We start from the raw sequence: 26,552 nt of genomic DNA on the forward strand, positions 1-26,552 counted from the left end.
CTCCCTGTACCTGTGTTTTGCAAATCAGTCGAGTTCATCTTCATATTTATTATGGTTTGGTGTCACGCCATCATAATTGCCTTCGATATCTGCTGAAACAAATCCTTCCACATCCTCAACAGATCCGATGTTTTCATCACTGTTCGGAAATACATCCTCATAATGATCCTGATCATCATAAATGTCCGATGGGGTGTCGGAGTTACCATAGCGGCTTACATCCTGCCAAGCATCCTCAGCGTCGTATCCGGTTTCCACCTCATCACCTGGATCGTTTGGATTTATATTTGGACTAAAAACCTGTTCTTCGATTGGACGATTATGCTTGAATGTGTCATTCGCGGCATGGTCAATGCAAACGTCGGTTGTCGGAATTGCTTCCAGGCGTTCAAATGGGATATCCTTGCCACATTTGCTGCAAATTCCGTACGTACCATCTTCAATCGCGTGCAGTGCTTCATTTATTTCTTCCAGTTCCTCTTCTGCATGTTCATTTAAGGCTACATCTTTTCCTCGTTCAAAAAGTTCTGTCCCATGATCTGCCGGATGATTATCATAGTTCGACAACTCCCCAATCGATTCCTGAGCAAATTCAAAATTTAATCCAAAATGATCTTGTACCTGTTTAATTAGCTCATTCTGCCGTTCGATTAAGGCAGTTTTACATTTATTTAATTGCGCTTGTGTAATCATGTCAATTAGCCTCCAGTCAAAACCTTGTTCAAAATGGATTGCTAATTATACTATGTGTAGAAGCGGCAAGTTGATTCTTCATTTTCCTTCCCAAATCATGTCAATATGTGGTAGGATTAACATGTATTATTTCGATTCATTTTGGTATAATACTCATGAATTTATTGATTAATTTAAATCAAAACATTACTTGTTTTCATCGTTTTTAATCCTTGCTGTGATTTTTTTGTGATTTTTAATGCACCACCAATCGCACTCATTTCAGCCGATTTTGAACTAAAAAACAGCTCTATTGTGTAATGATAATAAAGTTGTTTAACTTCTTGTGCAATTACTGAATATAAACTTATGGAAGTAACAATAAAGTCGTTTAAAAAACAAATCTTTATGCCACAATCGCGCCCTTTTATTGAATACTTCCAAAAAAACTTTAGGTGTACGGTAATATGTAATTGGCACGATATACAGCCATATCAATCGATAATTTGAAATTCAGCTCCCAGTATCTTTGAGTCAATTTTTTTGACAATACGATATCTTCCTTCGGTCAAACGATAATCCAACAAATCCATTGGAACTTGATCTTTGTATATTTCTTCGGGTTTCAACAATTGGGCAATCATAATAAATCCGACATTCGATTTATAGGGGATAACATACCAATTGCCCTTTATATATTTTTCCACAAGGTATTCCATCCCAAATGTTACCGTTGTGGACCCCAGATTTTTAACTTTAAAGGGGATTGTTTCAACCGAATCAGGAAACTCTGATTGAGGCAGATACAACTTGACATACATGTTCTGTTCATGAACCTCATTTGACAATACTCCATATTCCGAGTCTTTTTTTAACTTCTGTTTTTGTTCATCCAATCCGCAACTGGACGCCAAGAAGAGAACTATGACAAGAGACAAACTAATTTTCACAAATTTATCCATAGTATCCCCCTTGACTTTGTTAGGAACTGGTTCACCAAACCATCTCCCTGATTTTTCACAACCAGTCGTCTCCATATAATTATGCCAAATTTCTGTCAACTATACAATATTTTATTCAAGAAAATGCCACATGCAAATGATAGGGCGCCACGTTATTCCGTTTTTGCGGCCATTAACGGAAGATTTGTCCTCAATTATCAATCTGGTTAAATTCGCCCTTTAATACACCCATTATAATTGAGTCGTGATATTCCCCATCATAAAAAAGTTCATCCCTGATTATTCCTTCTTGTTTAAAGCCAAGTTTTTCATAGGATTTAATGCCTCTTTTATTGAATGAGTAGACATCTAACCCGATCCTATGTAAATTTAATATTTCAAATCCATATTTTAAAAGCAAGGACATTGCTTCAGTACCATATCCATTTCCCCAAAATTCATGATCGAATATTGATATCCGCACAACAGAATTTCGATTTTGATGGTCGATATCCAACATGGCAATATCCCCAATAGGTTGATTACTTTCTTGCAAACATATGAAGAGGTCAATCCTGCTATTATCTGATGAAATATTCTCAAACCAATTTTGAACCCCTGATCGATTAAATACTGTCTGGGTTCCTGTTAATCTTCTTCCTTCCTTATCCCAAAGTGCTTTAGTATAGAAAAAATCTAAATCCTCATTCTCCATTGGCCTTAAATAAACCCTTTTGCCATCAAGGAATTTAATTGGCTCATATTGTCCTGTGCTCTGCATGTTTATCCCCTTTTCTTTGTTCAATTAAATGGCCCGTTAATGGAATAAGCGAATCAAAGTTTTTAAACAACTTTATTGTAACTTAAACGACTTTATTTGTAATTAAAGAACTATATTTGTTACTCAACATCTATCCCGGGGCTTTATTTAGCATTTAAATAAAGTTTGATCATTTCTCTGCTTGTGTTGTTCCACAAACGTTTGCACAGGATAGTTTACAAACTTGGCTTACGTGATTGTAAAAGCCATAAAAACTTCCCTTTTGTATATGTATATACTGCTGGCTTGGAAGTATTTTCTGTTGCTACTTCATCTTCCAACTGTATATGATTTACATTTACCTTTCTAATGACAAACATGTTACCTTCGTACTCACCTTGATGAAAGTTATCCAATGCAACAAAATTATAAATTAAGTGGAATGTTTCAGTATCCATTATTTCACTTTCAATAAAACTATCAAATATATCTGGTAAAATAAAATCATCATTACTCATCAATTCACCCACTTTACTTACTCAACAACTGCACCTCGATAGATGATTAAAAACGCACGTTGACTAATCATCTAAATGGTACTCATAAAACGGATTTATACATTTTAGGACAGATACAATTGCATTATTGTATCCCGACAATTTTTCTATTTCTTTTTTATCTTTAAATTCCTCTTTTTCAAATTGTCTAGAAAGGTCATCTGTTCTCCGTAGGTACTTACTCACAAATTCATTTCTTTGACATCTGCCAACAGTTCATTGTAAGCCAACAGTTCACCTTCATCAATCACAAAATCAACTCATTCCAAAAAAATTCTGTTATATTATTGTACAACACAAAATATATTACATAAAATGCCTCTTCGCTATTTAGTATGGAGTCTAAAAAAGCGGGATTGGATGCTTATGATATTGAAACTGGTAAAAAGATAGATACACTGGAAGTAAAAGGGTTAAGCAAAATATTGGGTAATACTGTCAATATATACGGGTATGATCTAATCAAATTAAACTAACAAAAAGACATTCAACGATACCATTGAATAAGGCTGTAAAAAGTTGAGCCCCAAAATGTTAGTTTTTTATTCTAACCTTTTGGGGAAATAACAAATAGAGCGGACGTATAACTAATAAATTAAGGCTAATTTAATTATTTTTTGATTTTCTTTTTTTTCTGGACAGTAAAAAGTTCTAATAGCTAAGAAGCTAGTGAATCGTCCTCAACATCACGTATTTCCTGCTTGGAATGAATTATTTGTGTTATGGATAGATGTGGATTTCGGGCAAACAGGTAAATAATAGAACGCTGCAAATAAGCCTTCACCGTAGCTTCGGAGACAACCGCTTTGGATGGTGTCCGCAAGTAGCGAAAGAATAAGCCTGGGACACGATGGGAGTAGCGTACCGAAATCAGTTGTAATAGCCCCATGGCGATACAGCTGCACATCATGTACCCTTCGATAGCTTTGATGGTCAGTCGGATATTTTCTTGATCTTTTGCTTCCGTAATCTTTTCTAACGGATGTGTTTCTCTCTTTTTTAAATAGCGATTCAGCTTTGGCATCGACTTACTCCAGAAATGATAACCGAATCCATCTATGACCTGCTTCATTTCCCGGAAAGTCGATTCGATTTTGAAGCGGTGTCCGTATAACTGGATGATATCTGTGGCTGTGAGGGATTTGTCCGTACTAACTAAGATGGATGACCGCTCTCCATATTGAACGAGAACAAAACGCAGTTCCTGATATAATCCCTGTCCCCACATCAAATCAAGACAGAGATATTGGACGGTTTCTTCCTTACCATAAATCGTGACCTCAGCAGATTGAAACTAATCTGCATGGGTGGAAAACAGCGTCATTAGTTTGATAGCTTTCCCTTTTTTTCGTGGGCGCCCCCGTCCCTTCTTTTTCGCAGGAGGATGCTCATACGCCACGGCACTCTTCTTGGCTTTGGTAACAAGGTGCATTTGGGTTTCTTCGGACTGATGAAGCTCGTTTAACCGCTTTAAGGCAGGAATAGACAAGAAATAGCGATCCAGCAGCAACAGGGTGTTGCCAAATGTTTTAGCCGTGGCAAATCCCTGGTCAATCATCTGCACCACATGGGATTCCTGCCGAGATGCGTCCTCCTTCTTATTCCAGCGGAAAATCGCCTTGACACCGTCCTGTAGGTTGATGAACAGGGGCAAACAAAACCATTTCTGCGATGTTCCCATCAAAATGCCGACAGCACCAAATAGATGCCCAAAAATATACGCCGCTTTGGAGTTGTTTTCGGATTCCTGATGAAGTTTTTTGACTGCAGGCATCCGCCGGGCTTCTTTGGACTGTTTCACACCATCACCTACAAGCACCACCTTCCCGTTATAGCGAATAAGGGGGGCGACATGTCTGACCACTTGAACCCACGCCAGACGGATGAATTCTAAAGACCATGCATCGGAACGAAAAAAGTGATTACATTTTTCATAGCAACGTGCAGGAAGCGAAAGGGCACGCATCACTGAAGTGGTGGCACCCAAGTGATCTGAACGCACCATCAAACCTAAAATAATGATAACAAACCAATGGAAGGAAGCCTCTCTGGAAAAGCAGGAACGAAATTTACGTAAGGTAGAATCGATATATTTTAACATGGGTATGGTCAATCGCCTGAAAATAGGGTAAACTATTTTATATAACCCTTTCAGCGATCTGATCTCCTTTCCGGTATGGGAACCTTAGGTTATCAGTATTATTCGACTGAAAGGGTTATTTTTCCTGCAAAAATATAGAACTTTTCACTGTCCAGTTTTTTTTATAAAGAAAACGATAAGGACTGTAATAATGAACGCAGGGATTGCATATACTTGCCCTACAAAGAGTTTCCATCCTATGTCATTGTATCCTTCCGAAACGGGTATCAGAACTGCAATTACACAAATAACAATATAAACTAGTAATGCTATAATAAATCCTTTCATATATCCCCATCCCTATTCAAGCGACAATAATATAAATATAAAAAACAATGCCCTATTTCCAAAAGAAAATACAATAATTGGTTAGTTAACAAGTATGGAAAGAAATGTGTCTTCTAAACTCGGTCTTACTTTCAAACCTTCCCTTTTGAAAAAGAGGCCTTGCAATTGCAAAAATAACTAAAGTGGACCCCATTGTCAAGACACAAATTTTATAAAAATAAGGTGAGACCATTATTTTATCTTTATCCCATCTTAATGACCGGAGATTTCTTGTGCCAGAGTCTATCAAGGGCGTTCTTTCCCTTGACACGCTCTAGTACAGGAAGATAATCGCTCAAGATGGGATAATGGGTATTTAAGGAAGGTAAATAGAAGCTGGTGTCTGGTAATCCAATGTTTGGTGTGGACGTTTATAGGGTCCACGAAATAAAAAACAATATCTTCTGTCAAATGAATAGGTTCTCTCTCTTTACATTGTAGTAGTAATCCTTCAGGAAATACATTTGTTTTCACCATTGCAGTGTTGAAATGAAATTTGTTTACCAATTCTGCTAATTATTTATTTTTAGTATGGCTAACTAGACTGGCTATATTTATCCATTTTGCTAAATAATCATCAAATAAACTCTCGAAAGCTCCTAAAAGCATAACTTTATTGTTAAGAGCATTAATCAACTCTCTCCCATCTTTTATGTCTCTTCTCTGTACTAAAAACCTGGATTTTAAAAATAATACGATAAGCATTACCAAAACATTGGCCGGGCAAAAAGAAAGTATGAAAAAATATAAACTAGGCTCGCCCAAAACAGAAAAATCGGAACGTGAGATTGAAATGGAACAACCAATTATGGATATGTTAAGGGAATCGGTGCGGAAGAACGATGAACACAAAATGCGATATCGTACAATAATAGACGATTTTCATGACGCTTATTTTGTATTCGCCAGGGAAAACGGATATCCCTACTTTAGGGGTGATGTAAACAAAAGAATTAAGAGGATTTTGCGAAAGGCGAAAATAGAAGGAAATGTATCCACACACATTTTTCGGCACACAGATATAAGCATGTTAACAGAAGCTGGTGTAGATCTTCCGACAATTATGCAACGGGTTGGTCACGGTGATTCAAAAACAACACTGGAGATTTATACTCATGTCACTAAAAAAATGCCTCCGAAAAAATTAGAGGCGAATTTGGTGATATGCTACAAAAAATAGCAAATGAAAAACAAATGTGACTTTCTTGTGACCTTTTTAATTAAAAATCGAAATTTGTCGCCTATAAATTTCTATCATATCAACGTTTATAGGCATCATCGCCCCAAATCATGTCAATATGCGGAATGTCATCCTCCAGATAAACTTCAGAAACCTGCTTGAATCCAAACGATGCATAAAATTTATGTAAATAGGTTTGTGCTTGAATTTTGATTGTCGTTTCCTGCCATTCCTCGCTGATAAAATCGATTGCTTTTTGCATTACCGCTTTAGCATAACCCTTTCCACGGTATTTTTGCGTAACCAATACTCTGCCAATGGATACTTCCGGAAATTTTATACCCTTTGGAAGGATACGAACATAAGCAGCAATTTCATTATTTATTTTTAAGAAGTAATGAATCGCCTTCTGATCACAATTATCCAATTCTTCGTATGGACAATTCTGTTCCACTACAAAAACATCAACTCTTGCTTTGATTATCTGATACAATTCGATTGCCGGAAATTCTTGAAAAGCCTTTTTATACCAATACACTGCTATCACACCTTATTTTTTTCCTAATATAACATAATGGAAAGGAAATTGGTGAGGGTTTGTCGAAAGTGTAACTTAAATCACACAAAAGGAGCATCGAAAATATGGACACAACAATTGGATTTATCGGTACCGGTGTAATGGGAAAGAGTATGGCAGAAAACTTAATGAATGCAGGATACACTCTTTCTGTTTACACCCGAACAAAAGAAAAGGCTAAACTTTTACTTGACAATGGTGCTGCGTGGAAAAATACAGTTGCTGAACTAGCAAAGGGAGCTGATGTTATTATTTCCATGGTCGGATACCCGCAGGATGTAGAAGCTGTTTATTTTGGTGAAAATGGGATTTTAGAAAATGCCAGAGAAGGCACTGTTGTTATCGATATGACGACATCAAAGCCTGCTTTGGCAAAGAAAATTTATCAAGCAGCTGCTGAAAAAAATATTCACGCACTGGACGCCCCGGTTTCCGGTGGTGATGTGGGCGCAAAAAATGGGACACTGGCAATTATGGCTGGTGGAGATCAGGAAATATTTGACCAGGTGCTACCTATATTTAACGTCATCGGCAGTGAAATCATTTTACAAGGCGAGGCCGGAGCAGGACAGCATACGAAGCTTTGCAATCAAATTACGATTGCCTCCAATATGATCGGTGTTTCTGAAGCAATTGTATATGCCAAAAAAGCAGGGCTTGATCCAACTCGTGTTCTGGACAGCATTACGACTGGGGCTGCCGGGAGCTGGTCACTTTCCAACCTGGCACCACGAATGATTCAAGGTGATTACGCCCCCGGGTTTTACGTCAAGCATTTTATTAAGGATATGACAATCGCACTTGAGTCCGCTGAAGAGATGGGTATGTCTACACCTGGCTTATCCCTCTCATTAAAGCTTTACAAAGAACTTGCCGAAAAAGGGGAGGCAGACAGCGGGACACAAGCCTTAATAAAGCTATTTTACAACTAAATTAGTGAACTGGCTTATCCCACTCGCTTGTCGATTACTTGCTGAATGATAAATGCTAAATCATCATTACCGAACAGCTGAAGTATCTGCAACACAGTCTGATCAGGAATTTCTGCTGACTCCGCTTTTGGAACTGTCAATGCAAGTGCTTCGACAATGCATGGTTTTCTCCTTGAGCGGGATAAGCCCTTTTGTACATTTCTTTTGGATCCAGATCATGATTGATACACCACTGGGCAAAAATAAGAATCATCATTTTTTCATCGTTTTGATAGTTTTCAATCACTTGTTGCTCCATGTCTTGTTTACCCATTATCCTCACCAGTCTTTCGCAGCATGAACACCCACATAAAGGACAATGCTTGTTTTAATTCTATAGGCAGTCCTTCATGATGCTTCCCTTTTACATCTTCCTTATAAACGCCAAAGCCATCGACATATTCCAAATTGTATTCAGATGCAAGCTGCAGAAACTCCCACGGCATCATTGTGTTGCAAATCGCATCTTTGCCATAAACACGCGGATAACTATTTGTGCGCGGACCGGCAGTTGGACCAAGAAGCCCGATGCAAAGTAATCCATCCATTTTTACTACCCTTTTCAATTCTGAAAGTGCCTTTGCCGGAATCTCCGTCCATTCGAGAATATTTATTGCCATAACACCATCAAAGTGTTGATCTTTAAAAGGCAAATTCATAACATTCCCCTGCAAGAAATTAATTTCATTAGCAGGAACACGTACCTTAGCACGTTGAATCATTTCACTGGAAAGATCCATACCTGTAACGTTATATCCCGACTGTAACAGCTTATATGAACCGTAACCGTCTCCACAGCCAATGTCCAATATGCTGCTCATTTCGTTAAGGTGTTTTTGGATAAACGGAATGATGTTTTTTCGGCTTCCGCTATCCCACATGCCGGTACTGTGTTTATTCCAAAAATGTGCTCGGTCATCCCATTGTGTTTCCGCTTCCTTTTCCCAATTAAATGCTGGCATCCCTATCTACCCTCCCAGTCGAACTTTCTTTTTATCATAGAGCAAAATTGGTGATAAGAAAACTGCTTTCAAGTAATTACATGTGGTATATACGCGAGGAAATGAAGGCTGAAGATTTTACGAATGTCGATTTCAGATCCAATTCATCTCATGTTTAACTTTCAAAAGAAAACACAAAAAAGAGCTTACCCTAAAAGATAAGCTCTTTTATTTATTATAGACGAACTACGTTAGCTGCTTGTGGTCCGCGATTACCTTCAACGATTTCAAATTCAACATCTTGACCTTCTTCAAGGGTTTTGAATCCTTCAGCTTGGATAGCTGAGAAATGTACGAATACATCGTCACCGTCTTCACGTTCGATGAAACCGAAGCCTTTTTCAGCGTTAAACCATTTTACTTTACCAGTCATTGAAATGACCTCCTTATCGAAATAGCTTGCAAAGTAATTGAATCATAAATACTTTTACACCGCTTTGATAAAGAGATCGTAAAGTATTATTCAAACTTCAATTTCCTTTTGCTACCTTTTACTTTACTATTTAAGGACAAAAAATGCAAGCATTTAGCGGGTTTTTCATCAAAATTAATTTTTTAGAATCGCTGTGCGGAAAGAAGATTTATATACCTGATCATATGTTATTAATTCCTTACTTCCAGTTGAAAATTTCGCCAAACATTGATAAAATGTTCTCTTGCAAGATTATAAAAGAATAGGCACTACCGACATTTCGTATCTTGCAAATATGAATGGATAGGTGGTAAACAAATGGAAAACAATGCGTATCAGGTTTTATTGTATTACAAATTTGTACCAATGGAGGATCCGGAAACATTTGCGGCAGAACATCTGCAATTTTGTAAAGACCTTGGTCTCAAGGGGCGGATTTTAGTAGCAAAAGAAGGAATCAACGGAACAGTATCTGGTACAGTTGAGCAAACAGAAGAATACATGAGCTTCATGCACCGTGACCCACGTTTTCGTGACATGACGTTCAAAATCGATAAACATGACGGACATGCATTCAAAAAAATGCACGTCAGACACCGTCAAGAACTTGTAACACTTCGTTTGGACGATGCAGTGAGCCCGATGGAAAAAACAGGTACATTTCTTTCGCCAAAAGAATTCTACGAAGCGATGCAATCCGATGATACAGTTATATTGGATACACGAAACGATTATGAATACGAACTTGGACATTTCCGGGGAGCCGTTAACCCTGATATCGAATCTTTCCGGGACTTGCCTGAATGGATTCGGAGAAATAAAGAGCAATTAAAGGGAAAAAAGGTTTTGACCTACTGTACTGGCGGCATTCGCTGCGAAAAATTTACTGGATGGCTCATGGATGAAGGTATTGAAGATGTGAATCAGCTTCACGGTGGCATCGTGACCTACGGGAAAGATCCTGACGTACAGGGTGAACTGTGGGACGGTCAATGCTACGTCTTTGATGAACGAATTTCGATTCCTATTAACCGTAAAGAACATGTTGTAGTTGGCGTTGATTACTTTGACGGCAAACCATGTGAGCGTTACGTCAACTGTGCAAATCCCGAATGTAATAAACAAATACTCTGCTCTGAGGAAAACGAGCATAAATATATGCGAGGATGTACACATGAATGCCGTGTAAGTCCGCAAAACTTATATGTGAAGGAACACAACTTATCAAAAGAAGAAGTTCAGGAAAGATTGGAACTACTTGAGAAAGAAAATTTAAAGCAAGAGGCATAACGTTAAAGGCGGCCGTAATCCGGCCGCCTTTTTCACCCTAAAAATAACATAATCAATCCAAATACGAAAAGGCGGGTAAGAAGATCAATTCTTCTTATCCGCCTTTTCCTTTTTAAGCAGTCTGCCTTTTATTCTTATCTCCTGCTTTACCTCCAAAAAACTGTATTGCAAAAATAGCTCCGAAGATTACCAATCCTACAAGTGAGAATTTTAAGTCTGGATAAACCAGCAGTAAACCGGCGCCAAACATGATTATTCGCTCCAGCCAATTAACGGAGCTGACAAAATAGCCGATCATCGAAGCACTGATACTTGCCATTCCAAGCATAGCTGTGATGACTGCAATCGATACGTTTAGAACATTCGCATCCCCTTGTAATAAAAGGATCGGCTGGGTGACAAACATATACGGAATGATAAATGCCGCAATCGCCAGTTTCACGGCAGTTACCCCAGCCTTCATTGGATTCGCCCCGGCTATTCCTGCACCAGCGTAGGCTGCCAAACATACCGGCGGGGTAATATCCGCTACAATTCCAAAGTAAAACACAAACATGTGAACTGCAATTACCGGTACATCAAATGCAAGTAATGCGGGTGCTGCCATTGTTGCTGTAACAACATAGTTTGCGGTAGTAGGCAATCCCATTCCTAAAATGATACAAGCTACCATGGTAAAGAACATGACAAGGAAGAATTGACCTTGGGCAAGCTCAATTATGCCGCCAGCAATTTTCGGGCCTAAGCCGGTTGTCGTTACGGTACCAGCAATAATACCCGCAGTAGCACAGGCTGCAATTACCGGAAGCGCAGTTCTCGCTCCCTCTTCCAGCAGCTTAATAATTTCCTTAAATGACATTCGTGTATCTTTCCGAAAAAAGCTGATCACAAATGCTGTGACGATTGCAAAGAGCGCAGCATATGTCGGTGTCTTCCCGGCTAAAAGAAAACCAATAATAATGACTAACGGCAAGAATAAATCCAATCGCTTTACCAGATTTTTCAACTTTGGCAATTGGTCTTTAGCAAGTCCCATTATCCCTTGTTTTCTAGCTTCAAAGTGTGTACCCATAAATACACCGGAAAAATAGAGTATCGCAGGAATAATCGCGATAATAATGATTTCATTGTAAGGTATCCCTGTATACGATGCCATAATAAATGCGGCTGCTCCCATAATCGGCGGCATGATCTGTCCACCGGTTGAAGCTGATGCTTCTGTAGCTGCGGCAAAGTGAGGCTTAAATCCAGAGTTTTTCATCATTGGAATAGTGAATGAACCAGAACCTACCGTATTCGCAACCGAACTTCCACTAACCATTCCTTGAAGTCCACTAGCTGCTACTGCGGCTTTCGCTGTACCTCCTGTGTACCTGCCCGTTAATCGTAATGCAATATCATTAAAAAATTGTCCAATATTTGTTTTAACCAGAATTACACCAAAGAATAAGAATAAATATATATAGGTGGATGAAATCTGAATTGGGGTACCAAATATGGAGCTTGAACTATAAAACATTTCCGTTGCAAGCGAAGGCCAATCATAACCAGCGTGTCCAATAACCGGGATATATTGGCCAAAAAGACCATATAGTAAAGCTACGATTGCTATGATAACAATTGGAAGTCCAACAACCCGTCTTGTTGCCTCTAACAATAGAATTACCCCTGCAGTTGCCACGATTTGATCAAATGCCGTAAAGCCAAAAATAATCGCATCTTTAACTAACCGTTCATAATTAAAGAGAATATAAAAGTTTACAAACAGAGCAGCTATGGCTAATAAAGCATCATACCACGGAACTCCCCTTCGTTTAGTCATAGATGTTTTTAACGGGTACAGCAAATAAACTAAACTTAACCCTGCTCCAAGATGGATTGCTCCTTGAATCAATGACACTTTAGCACCGTAAAATGCCGTATAGAGCTGGAAAATGGTCAATGCCCCACCGATGATTAACGTTACCCAGCCCCACGGTCCCAAATTAGTCCGAAAATTACTTTCTTTATCATACTTTGCCATCAATTCACGCTTATCGATTTCTTTTATATCTTGTGTCTCGCTCACTCGTATTCCCTCCATTCACTTCCCTTTTTGAGGTTAAAGAACCGGACAGGCTTTGTCCGGTTCTTAATTTATTCAATACCAGCTTCATCAAAATATTTTTGTGCCCCTGGATGAATTGGCAGGTTGCCCACTCCAGTTAAAATATTGTCTTTTGTAATTAACTTTGCCTGTGCGATCGACATGTCACCTGATTTTTCAACTAGTGTTTTCGTAATATCATAGGCCAGGTCCTCACTTATTTGTGATTTTGAGCCAACCAGTAGTGCCATCGCTGTTACAGTTTGTACGGGTTCGTCTAGCCATTCATATGTTCCAGGTTCAACTGTATAAGCTTCATATTCACTATTGTCGACTACCTCTTGTAATGCATCTCCTTCAATATTAAGGAGCTTTACTTCTTTTGTGGAGGCCTGCAGTTCATCGGTTGAAGAAGACGGAACACCTACAACCTCAATCGAAGCATCGATTGTACCGTTTTGCAGTTTGCCTTTTGCATCGCCAAAGCCTTCTTCATAGGCCTCATAGTCACCATCTTCAATACCATACGCCTTCAAGACTAGCTCGGCTGCTTCACGGGTTGCGCCGCCTGGAGGTCCGACTGCAATTTTCTTTCCTTTTAAATCAGCAATTGATTCGATACCGGTTGACTCCGTAGTAGCAACTTGTACCGCTTCAGGATAAAGTGAGGCAAGAACAACTACATCATCCATCTCTTTTCCCTCGAAATCACCTGTTTGATTAACAGCACTGATTAACGTAGTATTTTGCGCAATACCAAGCTGATAATCTCCCGCTTGAATCTTAGCAATGTTATCCACAGAGCCGCCAGCTTCTACTGAACTAACGTCGAAACCATCGACATCAATGTTATTCTTCCAAAGTGTTGCCATTTCGCCACCGAGTGGATAGTACACACCACCAACACTACCAGTTCCCAGTGTCAGATTGGTTTTAGCTTCTTTTTTGCTGCCACCATCAGAACTGGATCCACCAGAACCTTTGCCGCTCTCACCGCACGCAGTTAGGACCATGCCTACTGCGAGAACAATGATAAATAGGAATAGCGTTCTCTTTTTCAAAATGTTTCCCCCTTGTAAGTATTTTCTAAAGCCCATAACAATGCGCTTTAAAATAAAACAAGTTTTCAATCGAAACTGAAAACGTTTTATTATATATTTTACCCTTTTTTAGGCTGGTATTCAAGTTTTAAGAATATTCAATCTATAATGACAGCGCTTTAATTGACGCTTTTTCAGATAATTGTTATTCTCTTCTCAAAGGGGAGCTGATAACAATTAGTGTATATGATTATTCTGTCAAAACGATTACTGGTGAAGAAAAGTCGCTGGCGGATTATCGAGGAAATGTACTGCTGATCGTAAATACGGCAAGCGAATGCGGGTTCACTCCACAGTTCGCCGGCCTGCAAAAACTTTATGAAACGTATCGTGAACAGGGGCTGGAAATACTCGGTTTCCCGTGTAATCAATTTCACAACCAGGACCCGGGGAATGATGAAGAAATTTCTAACTTCTGTCAACAAAATTATGGCGTAACGTTCCAGATGTTCAGCAAAATTGATGTTAAAGGCGATGATGCCCACCCATTATTTACCTACCTGGTAAAGGAAGCACCTGGAATGGTGACGAAGCAAATCAAGTGGAACTTCACCAAATTTTTGGTTAACCGAGATGGTAAAGTCGTTGATCGTTTTGCACCACAAACCAAGCCGGAAAATGTGAAAAAGGATATTGAGAAAGTATTAAACGAATAACAGGTTGGATCGCCCAGCCTGTTTTGATCTCTCCCTACAATATCTTCGCCAGAAAGTCCTTTGCCCGGTCTGTCTTTGGCTGGCTAAAAAAGGTCCCCGGATCCCCTTCTTCCATCAGTTTTCCATCATCTAAGAATAGAATCCGATCTGCAACCTCCCTAGCAAAGTTCATTTCATGTGTCACGATAACCATTGTCATTCCTGTATCCACCAGATCCTTCATGACGTCCAGCACTTCTTTCACCATCTCCGGATCAAGGGCTGATGTCGGTTCATCAAATAACATGATTTCGGGCTCCATTGCCAGCGCTCTCGCTATCGCCACCCGCTGTTTTTGCCCGCCGGATAAACGACTTGGATAGGTGTTCATTTTATCTGAAAGACCCACCTTTGCGATTAACCCCTTGGCCTTTGCCTCTGCATCGATACTTTTCATTTTTTTCACTTTTTTTGGAGCGTACGTTACATTTTCCAATACGGTCATGTGCGGAAATAAATGAAAGTGCTGAAATACCATACCAATTTGCTTGCGAACCTCCAATTTATTCGTTTTACGGTCAGTAATCGCTTGATCATTTATCCATATTTCACCTGATGTCGGCTGCTCCAACAAATTCAGACACCGTAAAAAGGTTGATTTTCCGGAACCAGATGGGCCGATAACCGCAACAACTTCCCCTCGATTGATCGTAGTTGAGACATTTTTTAATACACTGTTTTTGCCAAAGTTTTTTGTAATACCTGCTGCCTTAATCACTATGACGTAGCCTCCGTTCTATTAATCTGCCAATTTGCGTTAAGATAAAAACCATGACCCAATAAATCAATCCGGCGAATAATAGTGGTTCAAAATTCCGGTACAGCTCTGACCCAACAATCTGCGCTCGTCGCATTAAGTCCATATAACTGATAACCGATACAATTGCGGATTCCTTTGTTAACGTAATAAATTCATTCATTAATGCCGGTAAAATATTTTTTAACGCTTGCGGCAATATGATATTTATCATCATTTGCTTATACGGGACACCTAAAGCTTCAGCCGCTTCGGTTTGTCCACGATCAACTGCCAAAATACCGGCACGAATAATTTCTGACACATAGGCTGCTGAATTTAACCCAAAGGCTAGTACCGCGGATAAAAATGCCGAAATATCGTATCCTGTTAATTGCGGAATGGCAAAATAAATAATCATTAATTGCAAAATAAGCGGCGTGCCCCGAAACATTGACGTATAGGCATCAGCAAAGCCTTTTAACAGGGGCAGCTTCGTTATTTTGCACAATGCCAATAATGTACCTAATATAAATCCGATAATTATGGATATACCTGCAAGTTTTAATGTAGCCCATATTCCTTCCAAAATAAAAGGAATATAAGGCACGAGCTGGCTAAAATCCAAGTTCATGCCTCACACCTCACCCTCTAGCTGTCTATTTCCTGATAGTCCGATAACCATTTTTCTTTTAATTCCTGCAGTTTCCCATTTTCCTCAAGCTTTTCCAATACTTTATTGACGTCATCAACTAAATCACTATCTTTTGGAAAAGCAATTCCCATGCCTGGTGAGCTTGTTGTCGGATCATCAAAACCAGCTAAACCTTGGGCTTCGATATATCCGACAGCTACCGTTTTATCCATATAGGCAACATCAATACGATTTGAATTTAATTCCTGGATCAAAATTTTCGAGTCATCCACTTTTTTAACCTCAAATCCATATTCCTCGCTTAATTTCTTAGCACCTTCCTCTTGAATGGTGCCAAGCTGAACACCAACCGTTTTCCCTTTTAAACTTGCTAAATCGTCTATTTTGTTATCTGGTTGGCTGATAAACATTTCACCGGAACGATTATATGCATTGGAAAAAGCAACATTTTTGCGTCTATCTTTCGTTGCGCTCATTCCCGCCATTACCATATCAACCCGGTCTGCCTGCAGGGAACCAATTAATCCCTCAAACTTCATGTCTTCAATTTTTAATTTGTATCCTAACTCATCAGCAATTAAATTGGCCAAGTCAATATCGAACCCTTCAAATTCACCATTCGGGTTACGAGATTCGAATGGCGGAAAGTCTGCTGATGTGGCCATTTTTAACACCTTTTTGTCTGAACCATCTTTTGCAGCTGCGTCTGTTTTCCCTTGTTCACTAGTTCCACAAGCGGCTAGCAAACTTATTAACAATACAAAAACAAGTAATTTACGAATGGATAATTTCATCGGTTTCTCTCCTTGTAATATAAATAATTTGGTATTTTTATGCATTTAATTGCATAAAAATTGGTTTTGTTTGAATTCATCTTTTACTTTTTGCAGCAGTTCCGAATTTGTCAGCAGGTCATAGCCTGTAGAAGCAAGTGCCAAAGTGCCTTTTGATAAAGCTGATTTCCCATCTCCTGTGATTGTTTTATCAGCGAACTCCTTCGTATGCGCGATCAATCCAGGTTCATTTAGTCCAATATACGGATGGATCGCCGGAACAACCTGACTTACATTGCCCATATCGATGGATCCGTAGTCTTGCTTAGCTGGATGTATGATCTCAACGCCGGCTTCCTCTAAATTCTTGGTAAAAATTTCCGACAGTGTATGATTGGTAATCATATTATCATAGCTTAATTCATAGTTTGTGATTTCAAGCTTGGCACCCGTCATTAGGGCTGCACCTTTTGCAATGTTTTTCACCTTTTCTACAACTTTATTTAAGTATGCTCGTTCTTTTGCGCGAATATAAAATTGAGCAACAGCTTTATCTGGTACAACATTCGCTGCCTGTCCGCCATTGGCAATGATTCCGTGAATACGGACATCCGATGGTAAATGTTCCCGAAGCGCGTTAATGCCATTGAATAATTGGATAACACTATCAAGGGCATTGATTCCTTTTTCCGGTGATGCAGCTGCATGTGCTGATTTTCCGGAATAGCTGTACTGGATCGCATCCATCGCCAGAGATTCTCCGCTCGCATAGGATTGATCAGCAGGATGTAAAATCATTGCCGTATCAATACCATCAAAGGTTCCCGACTCGCTCATTGGTACCTTTGCGCCATTTGTTTCCTCGGCTGGTGTGCCAAATACAGTAACACTTCCGCCCGTTTCGGAAAGCAGTTTGCTGAGGATGATACCTGCACCGGTACTCATTGTGCCTATCAAGTTATGACCGCAGCCATGACCTACTTCCGGCAGTGCATCGTATTCTGCCAAATATGCAATGGCGGGGCCGGGCTTGCTACTTTTATATTCCGCCTTGAATGCAGTAGGGCGGTTTACAATCCCTATTTCGATGTTAAATTGATGTTTTGCTAAATAATCTGTAAACAACTCCATCGATTGAAATTCCTGATCTCCCAGCTCTGGATTACGGTATAACTGATTACTCATCGCCCATAGTTCTTGTTCGATTACTTTAAGTTCCTCTTTTAATCTATTTTTCATGATGATCCCCCCATCTGATGTTAATGTATATTTATAAGTTAATATGTATATTTATAACATAATGTTTATGGGCATGCAATACTTTTTTTCGTCTCCGGTTGATGTTTTTGTGCTCCGGTTGATGTTTTTGTGCTCCGGTTGATGTTTTTGTGCTCCGGTTGATGTTTTTGTGCTCCGGTTGATGTTTTTGTGCTCCGGTTGATGTTTTTGTGCTCCGGTTGATGTTTTTGTGCTCCGGTTGATGTTTTTGTGCTCCGGTTGATGTTTTTGTGCTCCGGTTGATGTTTTTGTGCTCCGGTTGATGTTTTTGTGCTCCGGTTGATGTAAAAAACCGAGCGGCTTGGCAGCGCTCGGTTACACTAAATTAATATGCTTTTGCCCAATAAACAAGTTCTTTGGCTTCTTTGCCGCAGCAGACGCATGTATCGGCAACGGTTTCTTGTTCAAATGGAATACAGCGTGATGTTGCTGTTGTTTCTTCCTTAATTTTTTCTTCACAGGCTGTATCGCCACACCACATTGCTTTAATAAAACCAGGTGTTTGTTCAAGCGTTTGTTTAAATTCCTCCATGTTCGTTGCGACCGACGTTTTCTCAGTACGGTGTGCTAATGCTTTATCATATAATCCTTGCTGAATTTCCTCCAGCAGTACGGATAACCGGCTTTCTACTTCATGTAAAGCAACGAATTCTTTTTCACCGGTATCCCGGCGAACGAGAACAACCTGATCCTTTTCGATATCCTTTGGTCCCATTTCAATTCGAACAGGAATTCCTTTCATCTCGGATTCATTAAATTTCCACCCCGGCGTTTTATCACTTGCATCAATAGCAACTCGTGCTATATTTTTCAGCTGATCCAGCAAATCGTATGCTTTATCCAATACCCCCTCTTTATGCTGGGCGATTGGTACGATCAAAGCTTGTGTCGGCGCAATCCGTGGCGGGATTACTAATCCGCGGTTATCCCCATGAACCATGATTAATGCACCCATAATCCGTGTAGATAAGCCCCATGATGTTTGATGGACAGGCTGCTGCTTCCCTTCTTTATCCAAATAACGAATATCAAATGCCTCGGCAAAGCCAGTTCCCAAATAGTGGGATGTTCCGGATTGTAATGCTTTTCCATCGTGCATAAGGCTTTCAATTGTTAAGGTATAATCAGCTCCAGCAAACTTCTCTTTTTCCGTTTTCCGCCCGCTGATTACTGGAATAGCCAAATAGTTTTCGCAGACATCCGTATAGATACCGAGCATCCTCGCCGTTTCTTCCTGTGCATCTTCCATTGTTGCATGGCATGTATGACCTTCTTGCCATAAAAATTCCGACGTACGCAGGAACGGCCGGGTTGTTTTCTCCCAGCGGACAACATTGCTCCATTGATTGTAAAGCATTGGCAGATCCCGGTAGGAGTGAATATTTTTCGCATAATAGTCGCCAAACAATACCTCTGAGGTTGGGCGTACACAAATACGCTCTGCTAATTCTTCCTCCCCACCATGTGTTACCCAAGCAACTTCCGGAGCAAACCCTTCAATATGATCCTTTTCCTTTTGCAGCATGCTTTCTGGAATAAATAATGGAAAATAAACGTTCGAATGTCCTGTTTCTTTAAACTTCCGGTCCAGTTCATCACGGATATTTTCCCAAATAGCAAAACCATATGGCTTGATAATCATCGTTCCTCTGACTGTTCCGTAATCAACAAGCTCAGCCTGTTTAACCACATCGGTATACCACTGGGCGAAATCATCCTCCATCGCCGTTACCTTTTCAACAAATTGCTTATTTTTACCCAATCCTAACACCTCTTTAAAAATTTTATATACAAAAAACCTCGCATCCCAAATAAGGGACCGAGGTTTGGTGGTACCACCCTTGTTGCAATCAAAAGCACTTCTCCGACCTCTGACATCCGGTATCTTGCCTCTGTCTTGCCACTTTACTTGATAACGGTTATGAACCGCGCGCATCTATTTGGGATAAACCATCAGAATTACGAACTTAAAGGCAGGTTCCAATCGTGTCTTTGGGAATTCACACCACCCATTCCCTCTCTTGCAAAAGACGCTCCGATCGTACTAATCCTTGTCAATGTTTCATCTATGTATTTTTAAATATATATCGATCGAAAAATAAAGTCAAGCCTTTCTGCTCAAAGGTTTTTCGTACCTGGAAAACTTGTCATCCCCTGCACCAATATATCCGACAAAAGTGAACCCTGCTCGTTGATAATAGTCGTTTAAAACCGAATTCGCCGCCACACAGTCCAACCGTAAATAGCCATCATCGATTAATAGGTAGTCATCAATCCAGCGCAAAAGCCGTTTACCGATTTGCTGATTGCGGCAGCCCCGGTCCACCGCGAGCCTGTGCAAATAGTAGCCCTTATCATCTCGCTTGCCCCACATTTCCATGTCCCAGTCATTTTGCTTTGGAGAGAGATTGAAGGTTGCTACAATATTTGCTTGGACATCTTCTACAACATAGGTCGTTCCAGCCAAAATATCCTGTTTAATTTCCTCATCTTCACCTCCACTGCCTAGATAACCCCATTGCGGAATTTCCTTTGCTTTTAACCAATTTGCCGCATCTTTCAATAGTTGCAGTACATTCGCAGTATCCTTTTCACTTGCCAATCTCACGGAAAAGTCATCAAAGCAATTTTGTGTAAAAAATCTTCCCATTGCCAATCCCCTCTCTACTATTTGAAATTAATTTTACCGTAGTTTAATTACATTGGACAACAAGGAAAATCAGACTCTGGTATGAGTTAAATTCATACTAGCAGACGTTAATCAAAACCACCCTGCTCCTTATACTAAAGACAGCAGGAAAAGAAATCGCAAAAATATCTTTACTTTCTAACAACTAGTGTGTATTGTTAAATTAATTTGACCGTACAATTTATTTTAACAATTAGGAGTGAGCGTTTTATGAAACAAATGATGACACTTACAACACGCAATCAATTAAAAGTGATGGGAGAACCACTGCGTGCGGAGATAATGATGCATCTCATTGAAAGGCCTTATACCGGACAACAACTAGCTGAAGCAATGAATATTCCCCGTGGTAAAATGCATTATCATTTAAAAGAACTTGAAAAAAATGACTTGATTGAAATGGTCAAAACCGAAGAAAAGAATGGTATCCTACAAAAGTTTTATCAAGCGGTTGCGGCCGGATTTACCATCTCAGAAAAATTGCTTCCACATCGAAGCGAAATTAACCAGACGACACGCCAGGTGATAAATAGCATTTTGGATCGTGCCAAGCATCGGGTTCAAAATGCACCAGGCTATGCATTCGAGGATAAAAACCAAAGTGAAAATCCTGAAGATTGGGGCTATATCACCACAAATGGTGAATTTAAGGCAACTGAGGAACAATTTATCGAATGGAAGAAAAAGTATTATGCCTTGATGCGGGAACTGCAAAACTTCGAAGAGGAAACATCGGAAGAAACCAATACCTATTATTTTTTGCATCTTGGTTTTCAAATTGAGGAAGAAGCGTTCCAAATTCCAATTGACAAGGGGACCAGTGACGATGAGGATTTTAAAAAATAAAAATTTCTTATTTTTATTGTTAGGAAGAATTGTGTCGAATATGGGTGACAGTATTTATTACGTGGCAGCGATGTGGCTTGTATATACATTAGGCGGAAATGCCTTCTATTCCGGACTTGCCGGGTTTTTAACATTACTTCCACAATCACTGCAATTTATCACCGGTCCATTCGTTGACCGCTGGCCGGTAAGGCGAACATTAATCATTACACAACTTCTCCAGGCAATCTTGATTCTAATCATTCCAATTGCCTACTATTTTGGCGTATTAACCGTACAAATCGTATTAATTGTCATGCCGATCGTTGCTTTTATTGAACAATTTGCTTATCCATCGCAATCAAAAGCATTGCCGTTAATTCTGTCAAAAGAGGAATTGGTGAAAGGTAATTCCTATTTCTCCTTTGCCTATCAAGGAATTGATCTCGTATTTAATGCATTATCAGGTGTTCTGGTTGCATTCGTTGGTGCAGTAACATTATATCTGGTGGATTCCGTAACGTTTGCCGTGGCGGCTATTCTTTTTACCATATTAAAAATCCCATCATCTGCTGAACAAACAGTCTCAAATGAGAAGGGGATTGTTCAGGGGATAAAGAAATATTTTTCTGATTTAAAAGAAGGCTTTTCCATTGTATTCCGTTCCTTAATGGCCACTTTTCTAATTGGCTCCATCGTCGCGAATTTTGCCATTGGCGGGGCGCTTGCCATCTTGCCTGCGTTTGCCGATGAACGGGGCGGCTCAGAAATATACGGATTCTACCTTGCAGCGATGTCGACCGGCGGATTAATTGGTGCCCTGTTCGCAGCATGGATGGGAAAATTTAGAGTAGGAGTGTTTTCCATCATCGCCTTTTTATTTGGTGCTGTTTGTTGGATTTTGTCCGCTACCATACCCTGGACTTATATCGCTATTGTTTTATATGGTATTGCCTGGATTCCTGTTGGCGGAACAAATGTTATCTTCGCTGCTACTGTACAATCTGTTGTACCAAACCGGCTATTGGGCAGAGTAGGTTCCGTATCTGCAAGTATGGGGACCATTGCCATGCCGCTCGGTTCATTAGCTGGCGGTTATTTTGCAACAATTACCAGCAGTACGTTAATTTTTGCTTTAACCGGCTTAGGACTGGCATTTGTGTCAATTGTTTGGATCCTCCATCCAAAATTAAGGGGGCTCCCCAAAGCGGATGAACTGTCACCAGAGAGGTTCGGATTGGATTTTACGGAGGAGCGAGTTAGGAATATGGTAGATTAAATTACCTGTAAGCTTGGAAAAAAATGAAGGGACTTTACAATGAATTTCCGCCACGAAATTCTGGTTGATCTTGACAATGAAGAACAGCCCACCTTCCAACGTGAGCTGTTCTTCGTTTACGTGGTCCCTCTTGTTCACAAATCCACAGCAGTCGCATGGTAAATATCCGTAAGCTCTTGCAGCTGATCCAATTCATGCTGTTCCAATTGTTTATCAATTACGAGCATCATGATGGCATCACCACCTATTTCCGTACGACCGACCTGCATGGTGGCAATGTTGACATCGTTTTTCGCTAGCAGGCTGCCAACCCGGCCAATTGCACCTGGCTGATCCTTGTGATGGATGAGAACCATATGCCCCTCTGGAACAACGTCCATACTGTAATGGTCGACCTTGACAATTCGGGCGCCAAGTCCATTCAGCAATGTTCCTGCCACTTTGCGTTTTCCGGATTTTGATTTTGTTTCTACCGTTAACAGGTTAGTAAAGCCTTTCGTTGAAGAAGTTTTTTGCTCGTGAATGGTGATCCCCTTTTTTTCAGCCAAAAACGCGGCATTTACGGTATTGACATGGTCACCAAGGTGTCGTTTTAATAACCCTTTTACAGTATTTCGTGTTAAAGGAGTAACCTCCATTTCCGCTAGATCCCCTGCATAATAGATCCAAATTTCCTCTACTACTTCATTTCCCAGACGGGCAAGGAACGCTCCCAGCTTTTCTGACAAATAAAAATATGGCTCAATTTTCTTCATAACCTCTTGTGGAACAGACGGTATGTTTACTGGACTCTGTGCCAAACCGCCCCGTAATATCGTAATAACATCATGACTTACATCAATCGCAACATTTTTTTGCGCTTCAATCGTGCTAGCTCCTAAATGTGGGGTTGCAATCACCTCAGGAAGTTCCAGCAATTTATGATGGTGGATTGGTTCCTGCTCAAATACATCTAATGCTGCTCCAGCTACTTTCTTCTCGACAATGGCATTATATAGCGCATCTTCGTCAATAATCCCGCCCCGCGCACAATTGATAATTTGTACACCGTCCTTCATCATGGCAAAGGCTTCCTTGTTAATAATGTGTTTTGTTTCCTTTAACAGCGGGGTATGGACAGTAATAAAATCTGCTTCCTGAAGCACTTCTGCAAACGTGCCATAACCAATCCCCATGTTTTCAGCCTTTTCCTCGGTCAAAAATGGGTCATAAGCAATCACGTTCATCCGCTGTCCCTTTGCCCGTGCAGCGACTTCCGCACCAATCCTGCCAAGCCCGATAATCCCTAATGTTTTGCCTTTCAGCTCCACACCTACATATTTTTTCCGGTCCCAGCGGTTTTGCTTCAATGCATAAAAAGCTTGTGGTATTTTTCGTGCCAAAGATGTTAACATTGCCATCGTATGTTCCGCAGCAGAATTTGTATTCCCATCGGGGGCGTTAACGACGATGACACCATTCTCAGTAGCCGCTTCCAGATCAATATTATCCACTCCGACACCTGCTCGGCCAATTACCTTTAAATTTGCAGCCTGCTCAATAACCTCTCTCGTTACTTGAGTTTGGCTCCTTACTAATAACGCGTCAAAATCGGGTATCCGCTCCAGCAATAATTCCTTTGAAAGATCGGTTTCCAAAACGATCTCAACATCACCCGCTTCCCGTAATGGAAAAATACCGTCTTCGCTTAGCGGATCGCTAATTAACACCTTATATGTCATGGTTTGCTTCTCTCCTTGCATCTAAATAAATTTCCTGTGCGGCTATTACACCTTGCCCTAAAGCTATTCGTTTCCCAAGTCGCTGTATACCTAGCTCTAGCAAACTAATAATCTGCAATACATCCTGTGGTGCGCAGTAGCCCATGTGTCCAATACGAATGATTTTCCCTTTTAAGTGCTGCTGTCCACCCGCTATAGCCAGACCAAATTCCTGTTTCACTTGTTTTCTTAATTGTTCCGGGTCAAAATTTTCCGGATGAATTGCTGTAACAGTAGGGGAAGCTGCTTCCGTTTTTGTAAGTAAAGGAATCCCCAATGCTGTTATTGCACCACGCAACATTGCCATCATTGTCATATGTCTCTCGTAAACCTTTTGCAACCCTTCCTGCTCCATTAGCGCCAAAGCCTGTTCCAGTCCAAATAACAACGACAAAGCAGGAGTGAAAGGTGTGGAATTATCCGCTAAATTATCCCGATACTTTCTTAAATCTAGATAAAATCTTGGCTGCTGATTTGCCTCTATCACTTGCCAGGCTTGCTTACTAGCTGCTACAAAGGCTAATCCGGCAGGCAGCATCATCGCCTTTTGCGAACCGGTAACAAGCATATCAATCTCCCATTCATCCATCTTTGCTTCGACCCCGCCAACACATGAAACACCATCCACAACAACTAGAGCATCGGAGTTTTCATGGACTGCTTTACTAATTGCTGCTACCGGGTTTAACACGCCCGTTGATGTTTCGCAAAATGTAGCAAAAACAACCTTTATCTGCGGATTTTTTTGTAAAAACTCCCTGACTTGTTCCGGATCAACCGCTTCTCCCCATGTTACCTCAAGACGATGGACAACTAATTGATACGCTTCACAAATCTTTGCAAAGCGATCCCCAAAGGAACCTGTCACAATCACCAGCACTTCATCCCTGGCTTTCGTTGTATTCACAACAGCCGTTTCCAAACCAGAAGTACCGCTTCCGGTCATAATCAATACATCCTGTTCTGTACCAAAAACCGGCTTTAATTTCGGTTTAATTCGCCCTAAAAGTTCCTTTGTTTCGATACCTCGATGGCCGATCATTGGCTGGTCCATTGCACGTTGGACGCTTGGCGGTATTGGTGTTGGACCAGGTATTCGAAGTAAACTTGTGTCTTGTAGCATGACTATGTCTCCTCTCCTATTTCCGTTTACTGATTATGGTTTAATCCAAAGAACAAAGGCGCAAGCGCCCGGTTAGCGGCGTATGTGCTGGACTGAGCTGTAGGAGATAAAGGAAACATGCCCCTGCAAAAGGGGTATGCCGACGTTGGGCGCAAAGCCCGCTTTTAGTCGGCCTTCCTTCCTACCCGAACCGATGTTGACTTATCGTACGGAGGCGGGTGTTGCACACTAGCCGCTGGGCGCTGGAGCCGGACGTGGCCAACTCTGATGTAAGCAGAATAGAGCCTAAATTTATATACTTATCATTTAAAAAAACTCCCCACCCCCTAGTAGCTAAGCTAAGGGGCGAAGAGTTTGATCTCACGCGGTACCACCCTTTTTCACTGCATGACATGGCAAGCAGTCTTCATTGGTCCGATGCATAACGGGCATCTGCCGAACAGGTCTACTCACATTTCAACCTGCCTATTCCGAAGTGCTGTCCATTGCCTGATCCACTGGTTTACACCACCCACCAGCTCTCTTAAGAACCCGATTCAATGCACCTGTCTTCTTCACTATATTTACGCAACTGTGAAAACTTGATTTTTCTAATCATAGCAAATTTAATTAGATTGTCAATAGCAATTTTGACAATTTTGAATTGATGATTTTATTGTAAGCGTTTAACCGTAGAAAGGACCTGCTTAAATTTTTTTTAAAAAAAGGGCTTATAAAAATTCCTT

General features: G+C 40.4%; 27 protein-coding genes, 1 pseudogene and 2 other annotated features. Of the genes and pseudogenes, 6 read left to right on the forward strand and 22 right to left on the reverse strand.

Going from position 1 to position 26,552, the window contains the following annotated elements; genetic code table 11:
• Positions 1-24 precede the first annotated feature (24 nt).
• The 8 genes from CZ382_RS09820 to CZ382_RS09850 form a co-directional block, all read right to left on the reverse strand.
• A complete protein-coding gene (locus CZ382_RS09820) occupies positions 25-693 on the reverse strand; it encodes a TraR/DksA C4-type zinc finger protein (RefSeq protein ID WP_088051083.1) in 669 nt (222 codons plus the stop codon).
• A 473-nt stretch (positions 694-1,166) separates the two neighbouring features.
• Positions 1,167-1,634, reverse strand: coding sequence for an immunoglobulin-like domain-containing protein (locus CZ382_RS09825; protein ID WP_088051084.1), 468 nt, complete (start codon positions 1,632-1,634; stop codon positions 1,167-1,169).
• Positions 1,635-1,824: 190 nt separating this feature from the next.
• A complete protein-coding gene (locus CZ382_RS09830; RefSeq protein WP_235000413.1) occupies positions 1,825-2,418 on the reverse strand; it encodes a GNAT family N-acetyltransferase in 594 nt (197 codons plus the stop codon).
• 191 nt (positions 2,419-2,609) lie between these two features.
• Positions 2,610-2,891: a hypothetical protein gene (locus tag CZ382_RS09835; protein ID WP_088051086.1), complete on the reverse strand. Its 282-nt coding sequence runs from the start codon at positions 2,889-2,891 to the stop codon at positions 2,610-2,612.
• A 63-nt stretch (positions 2,892-2,954) separates the two neighbouring features.
• The gene (locus CZ382_RS23705; protein WP_159457785.1) at positions 2,955-3,116 is read right to left on the reverse strand and encodes a hypothetical protein; all 162 of its coding nucleotides are present in this window, start codon (positions 3,114-3,116) and stop codon (positions 2,955-2,957) included.
• A gap of 472 nt (positions 3,117-3,588) precedes the next feature.
• Entirely contained in the window at positions 3,589-3,954 is a 366-nt protein-coding gene (locus CZ382_RS24160) for a hypothetical protein (RefSeq protein WP_235000414.1), read from the reverse strand.
• A gap of 270 nt (positions 3,955-4,224) precedes the next feature.
• Entirely contained in the window at positions 4,225-5,031 is an 807-nt protein-coding gene (locus CZ382_RS24165; protein WP_235000415.1) for a transposase, read from the reverse strand.
• Between the two features lie 144 nt (positions 5,032-5,175).
• Positions 5,176-5,358 (reverse strand): DUF4017 family protein, encoded by a 183-nt coding sequence (locus tag CZ382_RS09850; RefSeq protein ID WP_088051087.1) that lies wholly within the window; start codon positions 5,356-5,358, stop codon positions 5,176-5,178.
• Positions 5,359-6,049: 691 nt separating this feature from the next.
• Here CZ382_RS09850 and CZ382_RS09855 point away from each other — a divergent pair.
• Positions 6,050-6,577 carry a site-specific integrase gene (locus tag CZ382_RS09855; RefSeq protein WP_088051088.1) on the forward strand — a complete coding sequence of 176 codons (528 nt, stop codon included), beginning with the start codon at positions 6,050-6,052 and terminating at the stop codon, positions 6,575-6,577.
• A 79-nt stretch (positions 6,578-6,656) separates the two neighbouring features.
• Here CZ382_RS09855 and CZ382_RS09860 read toward each other — a convergent pair whose 3' ends face one another.
• Positions 6,657-7,115 carry a GNAT family N-acetyltransferase gene (locus CZ382_RS09860; protein WP_088051089.1) on the reverse strand — a complete coding sequence of 153 codons (459 nt, stop codon included), beginning with the start codon at positions 7,113-7,115 and terminating at the stop codon, positions 6,657-6,659.
• A gap of 95 nt (positions 7,116-7,210) precedes the next feature.
• On the opposite strand from CZ382_RS09860, the gene CZ382_RS09865 reads away from it, so the two are divergent.
• Positions 7,211-8,086 carry an NAD(P)-dependent oxidoreductase gene (locus tag CZ382_RS09865; protein WP_159457866.1) on the forward strand — a complete coding sequence of 292 codons (876 nt, stop codon included), beginning with the start codon at positions 7,211-7,213 and terminating at the stop codon, positions 8,084-8,086.
• 14 nt (positions 8,087-8,100) lie between these two features.
• Here the strand turns inward: CZ382_RS09865 and CZ382_RS09870 are convergent.
• The 3 genes and pseudogenes from CZ382_RS09870 to CZ382_RS09880 all read right to left on the reverse strand — a co-directional run bounded on the left by CZ382_RS09870 (position 8,101) and on the right by CZ382_RS09880 (position 9,499).
• Positions 8,101-8,399: pseudogene (locus tag CZ382_RS09870) on the reverse strand (hypothetical protein).
• The gene (locus tag CZ382_RS09875; RefSeq protein WP_088051091.1) at positions 8,392-9,087 is read right to left on the reverse strand and encodes a class I SAM-dependent methyltransferase; all 696 of its coding nucleotides are present in this window, start codon (positions 9,085-9,087) and stop codon (positions 8,392-8,394) included. Before CZ382_RS09875 ends, CZ382_RS09870 begins: the two are co-directional and overlap by 8 nt.
• A 214-nt stretch (positions 9,088-9,301) precedes the next feature.
• Complete coding sequence (locus CZ382_RS09880) at positions 9,302-9,499, reverse strand: cold shock domain-containing protein (RefSeq protein WP_017795660.1); 198 nt, start codon at positions 9,497-9,499, stop codon at positions 9,302-9,304.
• A 357-nt stretch (positions 9,500-9,856) separates the two neighbouring features.
• On the opposite strand from CZ382_RS09880, the gene trhO reads away from it, so the two are divergent.
• Complete coding sequence (gene trhO / locus CZ382_RS09885) at positions 9,857-10,828, forward strand: oxygen-dependent tRNA uridine(34) hydroxylase TrhO (protein ID WP_088051092.1); 972 nt, start codon at positions 9,857-9,859, stop codon at positions 10,826-10,828.
• Positions 10,829-10,940: 112 nt separating this feature from the next.
• On the opposite strand, the gene CZ382_RS09890 is transcribed toward trhO, so the two are convergent.
• Both CZ382_RS09890 and CZ382_RS09895 read right to left on the reverse strand, forming a co-directional pair.
• Positions 10,941-12,851 carry a TRAP transporter permease gene (locus tag CZ382_RS09890; RefSeq protein ID WP_230856069.1) on the reverse strand — a complete coding sequence of 637 codons (1,911 nt, stop codon included), beginning with the start codon at positions 12,849-12,851 and terminating at the stop codon, positions 10,941-10,943.
• A gap of 113 nt (positions 12,852-12,964) precedes the next feature.
• Positions 12,965-13,975 carry a TAXI family TRAP transporter solute-binding subunit gene (locus CZ382_RS09895; protein WP_088051094.1) on the reverse strand — a complete coding sequence of 337 codons (1,011 nt, stop codon included), beginning with the start codon at positions 13,973-13,975 and terminating at the stop codon, positions 12,965-12,967.
• 215 nt (positions 13,976-14,190) lie between these two features.
• On the opposite strand from CZ382_RS09895, the gene CZ382_RS09900 reads away from it, so the two are divergent.
• A complete protein-coding gene (locus tag CZ382_RS09900) occupies positions 14,191-14,670 on the forward strand; it encodes a glutathione peroxidase (protein ID WP_088051095.1) in 480 nt (159 codons plus the stop codon).
• A gap of 34 nt (positions 14,671-14,704) precedes the next feature.
• Here CZ382_RS09900 and CZ382_RS09905 read toward each other — a convergent pair whose 3' ends face one another.
• From CZ382_RS09905 to CZ382_RS09930, 6 genes are all read right to left on the reverse strand, one after another.
• Positions 14,705-15,427 carry an amino acid ABC transporter ATP-binding protein gene (locus CZ382_RS09905; RefSeq protein ID WP_088051096.1) on the reverse strand — a complete coding sequence of 241 codons (723 nt, stop codon included), beginning with the start codon at positions 15,425-15,427 and terminating at the stop codon, positions 14,705-14,707.
• On the reverse strand, positions 15,420-16,079 hold the full coding sequence (locus tag CZ382_RS09910) for an amino acid ABC transporter permease (RefSeq protein ID WP_088051097.1): 660 nt from the start codon (positions 16,077-16,079) through the stop codon (positions 15,420-15,422). The genes CZ382_RS09905 and CZ382_RS09910 overlap by 8 nt, the downstream gene beginning before the upstream one ends.
• Positions 16,080-16,096: 17 nt before the next feature.
• Positions 16,097-16,894, reverse strand: coding sequence for an ABC transporter substrate-binding protein (locus tag CZ382_RS09915; protein WP_088051098.1), 798 nt, complete (start codon positions 16,892-16,894; stop codon positions 16,097-16,099).
• Between the two features lie 45 nt (positions 16,895-16,939).
• Positions 16,940-18,112 carry a M20 family metallopeptidase gene (locus tag CZ382_RS09920; protein ID WP_088051099.1) on the reverse strand — a complete coding sequence of 391 codons (1,173 nt, stop codon included), beginning with the start codon at positions 18,110-18,112 and terminating at the stop codon, positions 16,940-16,942.
• A gap of 364 nt (positions 18,113-18,476) precedes the next feature.
• Positions 18,477-19,874 carry a proline--tRNA ligase gene (proS, locus tag CZ382_RS09925; RefSeq protein ID WP_407701319.1) on the reverse strand — a complete coding sequence of 466 codons (1,398 nt, stop codon included), beginning with the start codon at positions 19,872-19,874 and terminating at the stop codon, positions 18,477-18,479.
• Positions 19,875-19,962: 88 nt separating this feature from the next.
• Positions 19,963-20,218 (reverse strand) — a binding site (T-box leader).
• A gap of 37 nt (positions 20,219-20,255) precedes the next feature.
• On the reverse strand, positions 20,256-20,801 hold the full coding sequence (locus tag CZ382_RS09930) for a GNAT family N-acetyltransferase (protein WP_088051101.1): 546 nt from the start codon (positions 20,799-20,801) through the stop codon (positions 20,256-20,258).
• A gap of 249 nt (positions 20,802-21,050) precedes the next feature.
• Between CZ382_RS09930 and CZ382_RS09935 the strand changes: the two genes are divergently transcribed.
• On the forward strand, positions 21,051-21,686 hold the full coding sequence (locus CZ382_RS09935) for a winged helix-turn-helix domain-containing protein (RefSeq protein WP_088051102.1): 636 nt from the start codon (positions 21,051-21,053) through the stop codon (positions 21,684-21,686).
• Complete coding sequence (locus CZ382_RS09940) at positions 21,667-22,944, forward strand: MFS transporter (protein ID WP_088051103.1); 1,278 nt, start codon at positions 21,667-21,669, stop codon at positions 22,942-22,944. The genes CZ382_RS09935 and CZ382_RS09940 overlap by 20 nt, the downstream gene beginning before the upstream one ends.
• 134 nt (positions 22,945-23,078) lie before the next feature.
• Here the strand turns inward: CZ382_RS09940 and serA are convergent, their stop codons facing one another.
• Both serA and CZ382_RS09950 read right to left on the reverse strand, forming a co-directional pair.
• Positions 23,079-24,665: a phosphoglycerate dehydrogenase gene (gene serA / locus CZ382_RS09945; protein WP_088051104.1), complete on the reverse strand. Its 1,587-nt coding sequence runs from the start codon at positions 24,663-24,665 to the stop codon at positions 23,079-23,081.
• The gene (locus tag CZ382_RS09950; protein WP_088051105.1) at positions 24,655-25,827 is read right to left on the reverse strand and encodes a pyridoxal-phosphate-dependent aminotransferase family protein; all 1,173 of its coding nucleotides are present in this window, start codon (positions 25,825-25,827) and stop codon (positions 24,655-24,657) included. Before CZ382_RS09950 ends, serA begins: the two co-directional genes overlap by 11 nt.
• 338 nt (positions 25,828-26,165) lie before the next feature.
• Positions 26,166-26,394: a binding site (T-box leader), on the reverse strand.
• Positions 26,395-26,552 lie beyond the last annotated feature (158 nt).

This window comes from Virgibacillus dakarensis (assembly GCF_900155625.1).
GTDB lineage: Bacteria > Bacillota > Bacilli > Bacillales > Amphibacillaceae > Lentibacillus_C > Lentibacillus_C populi.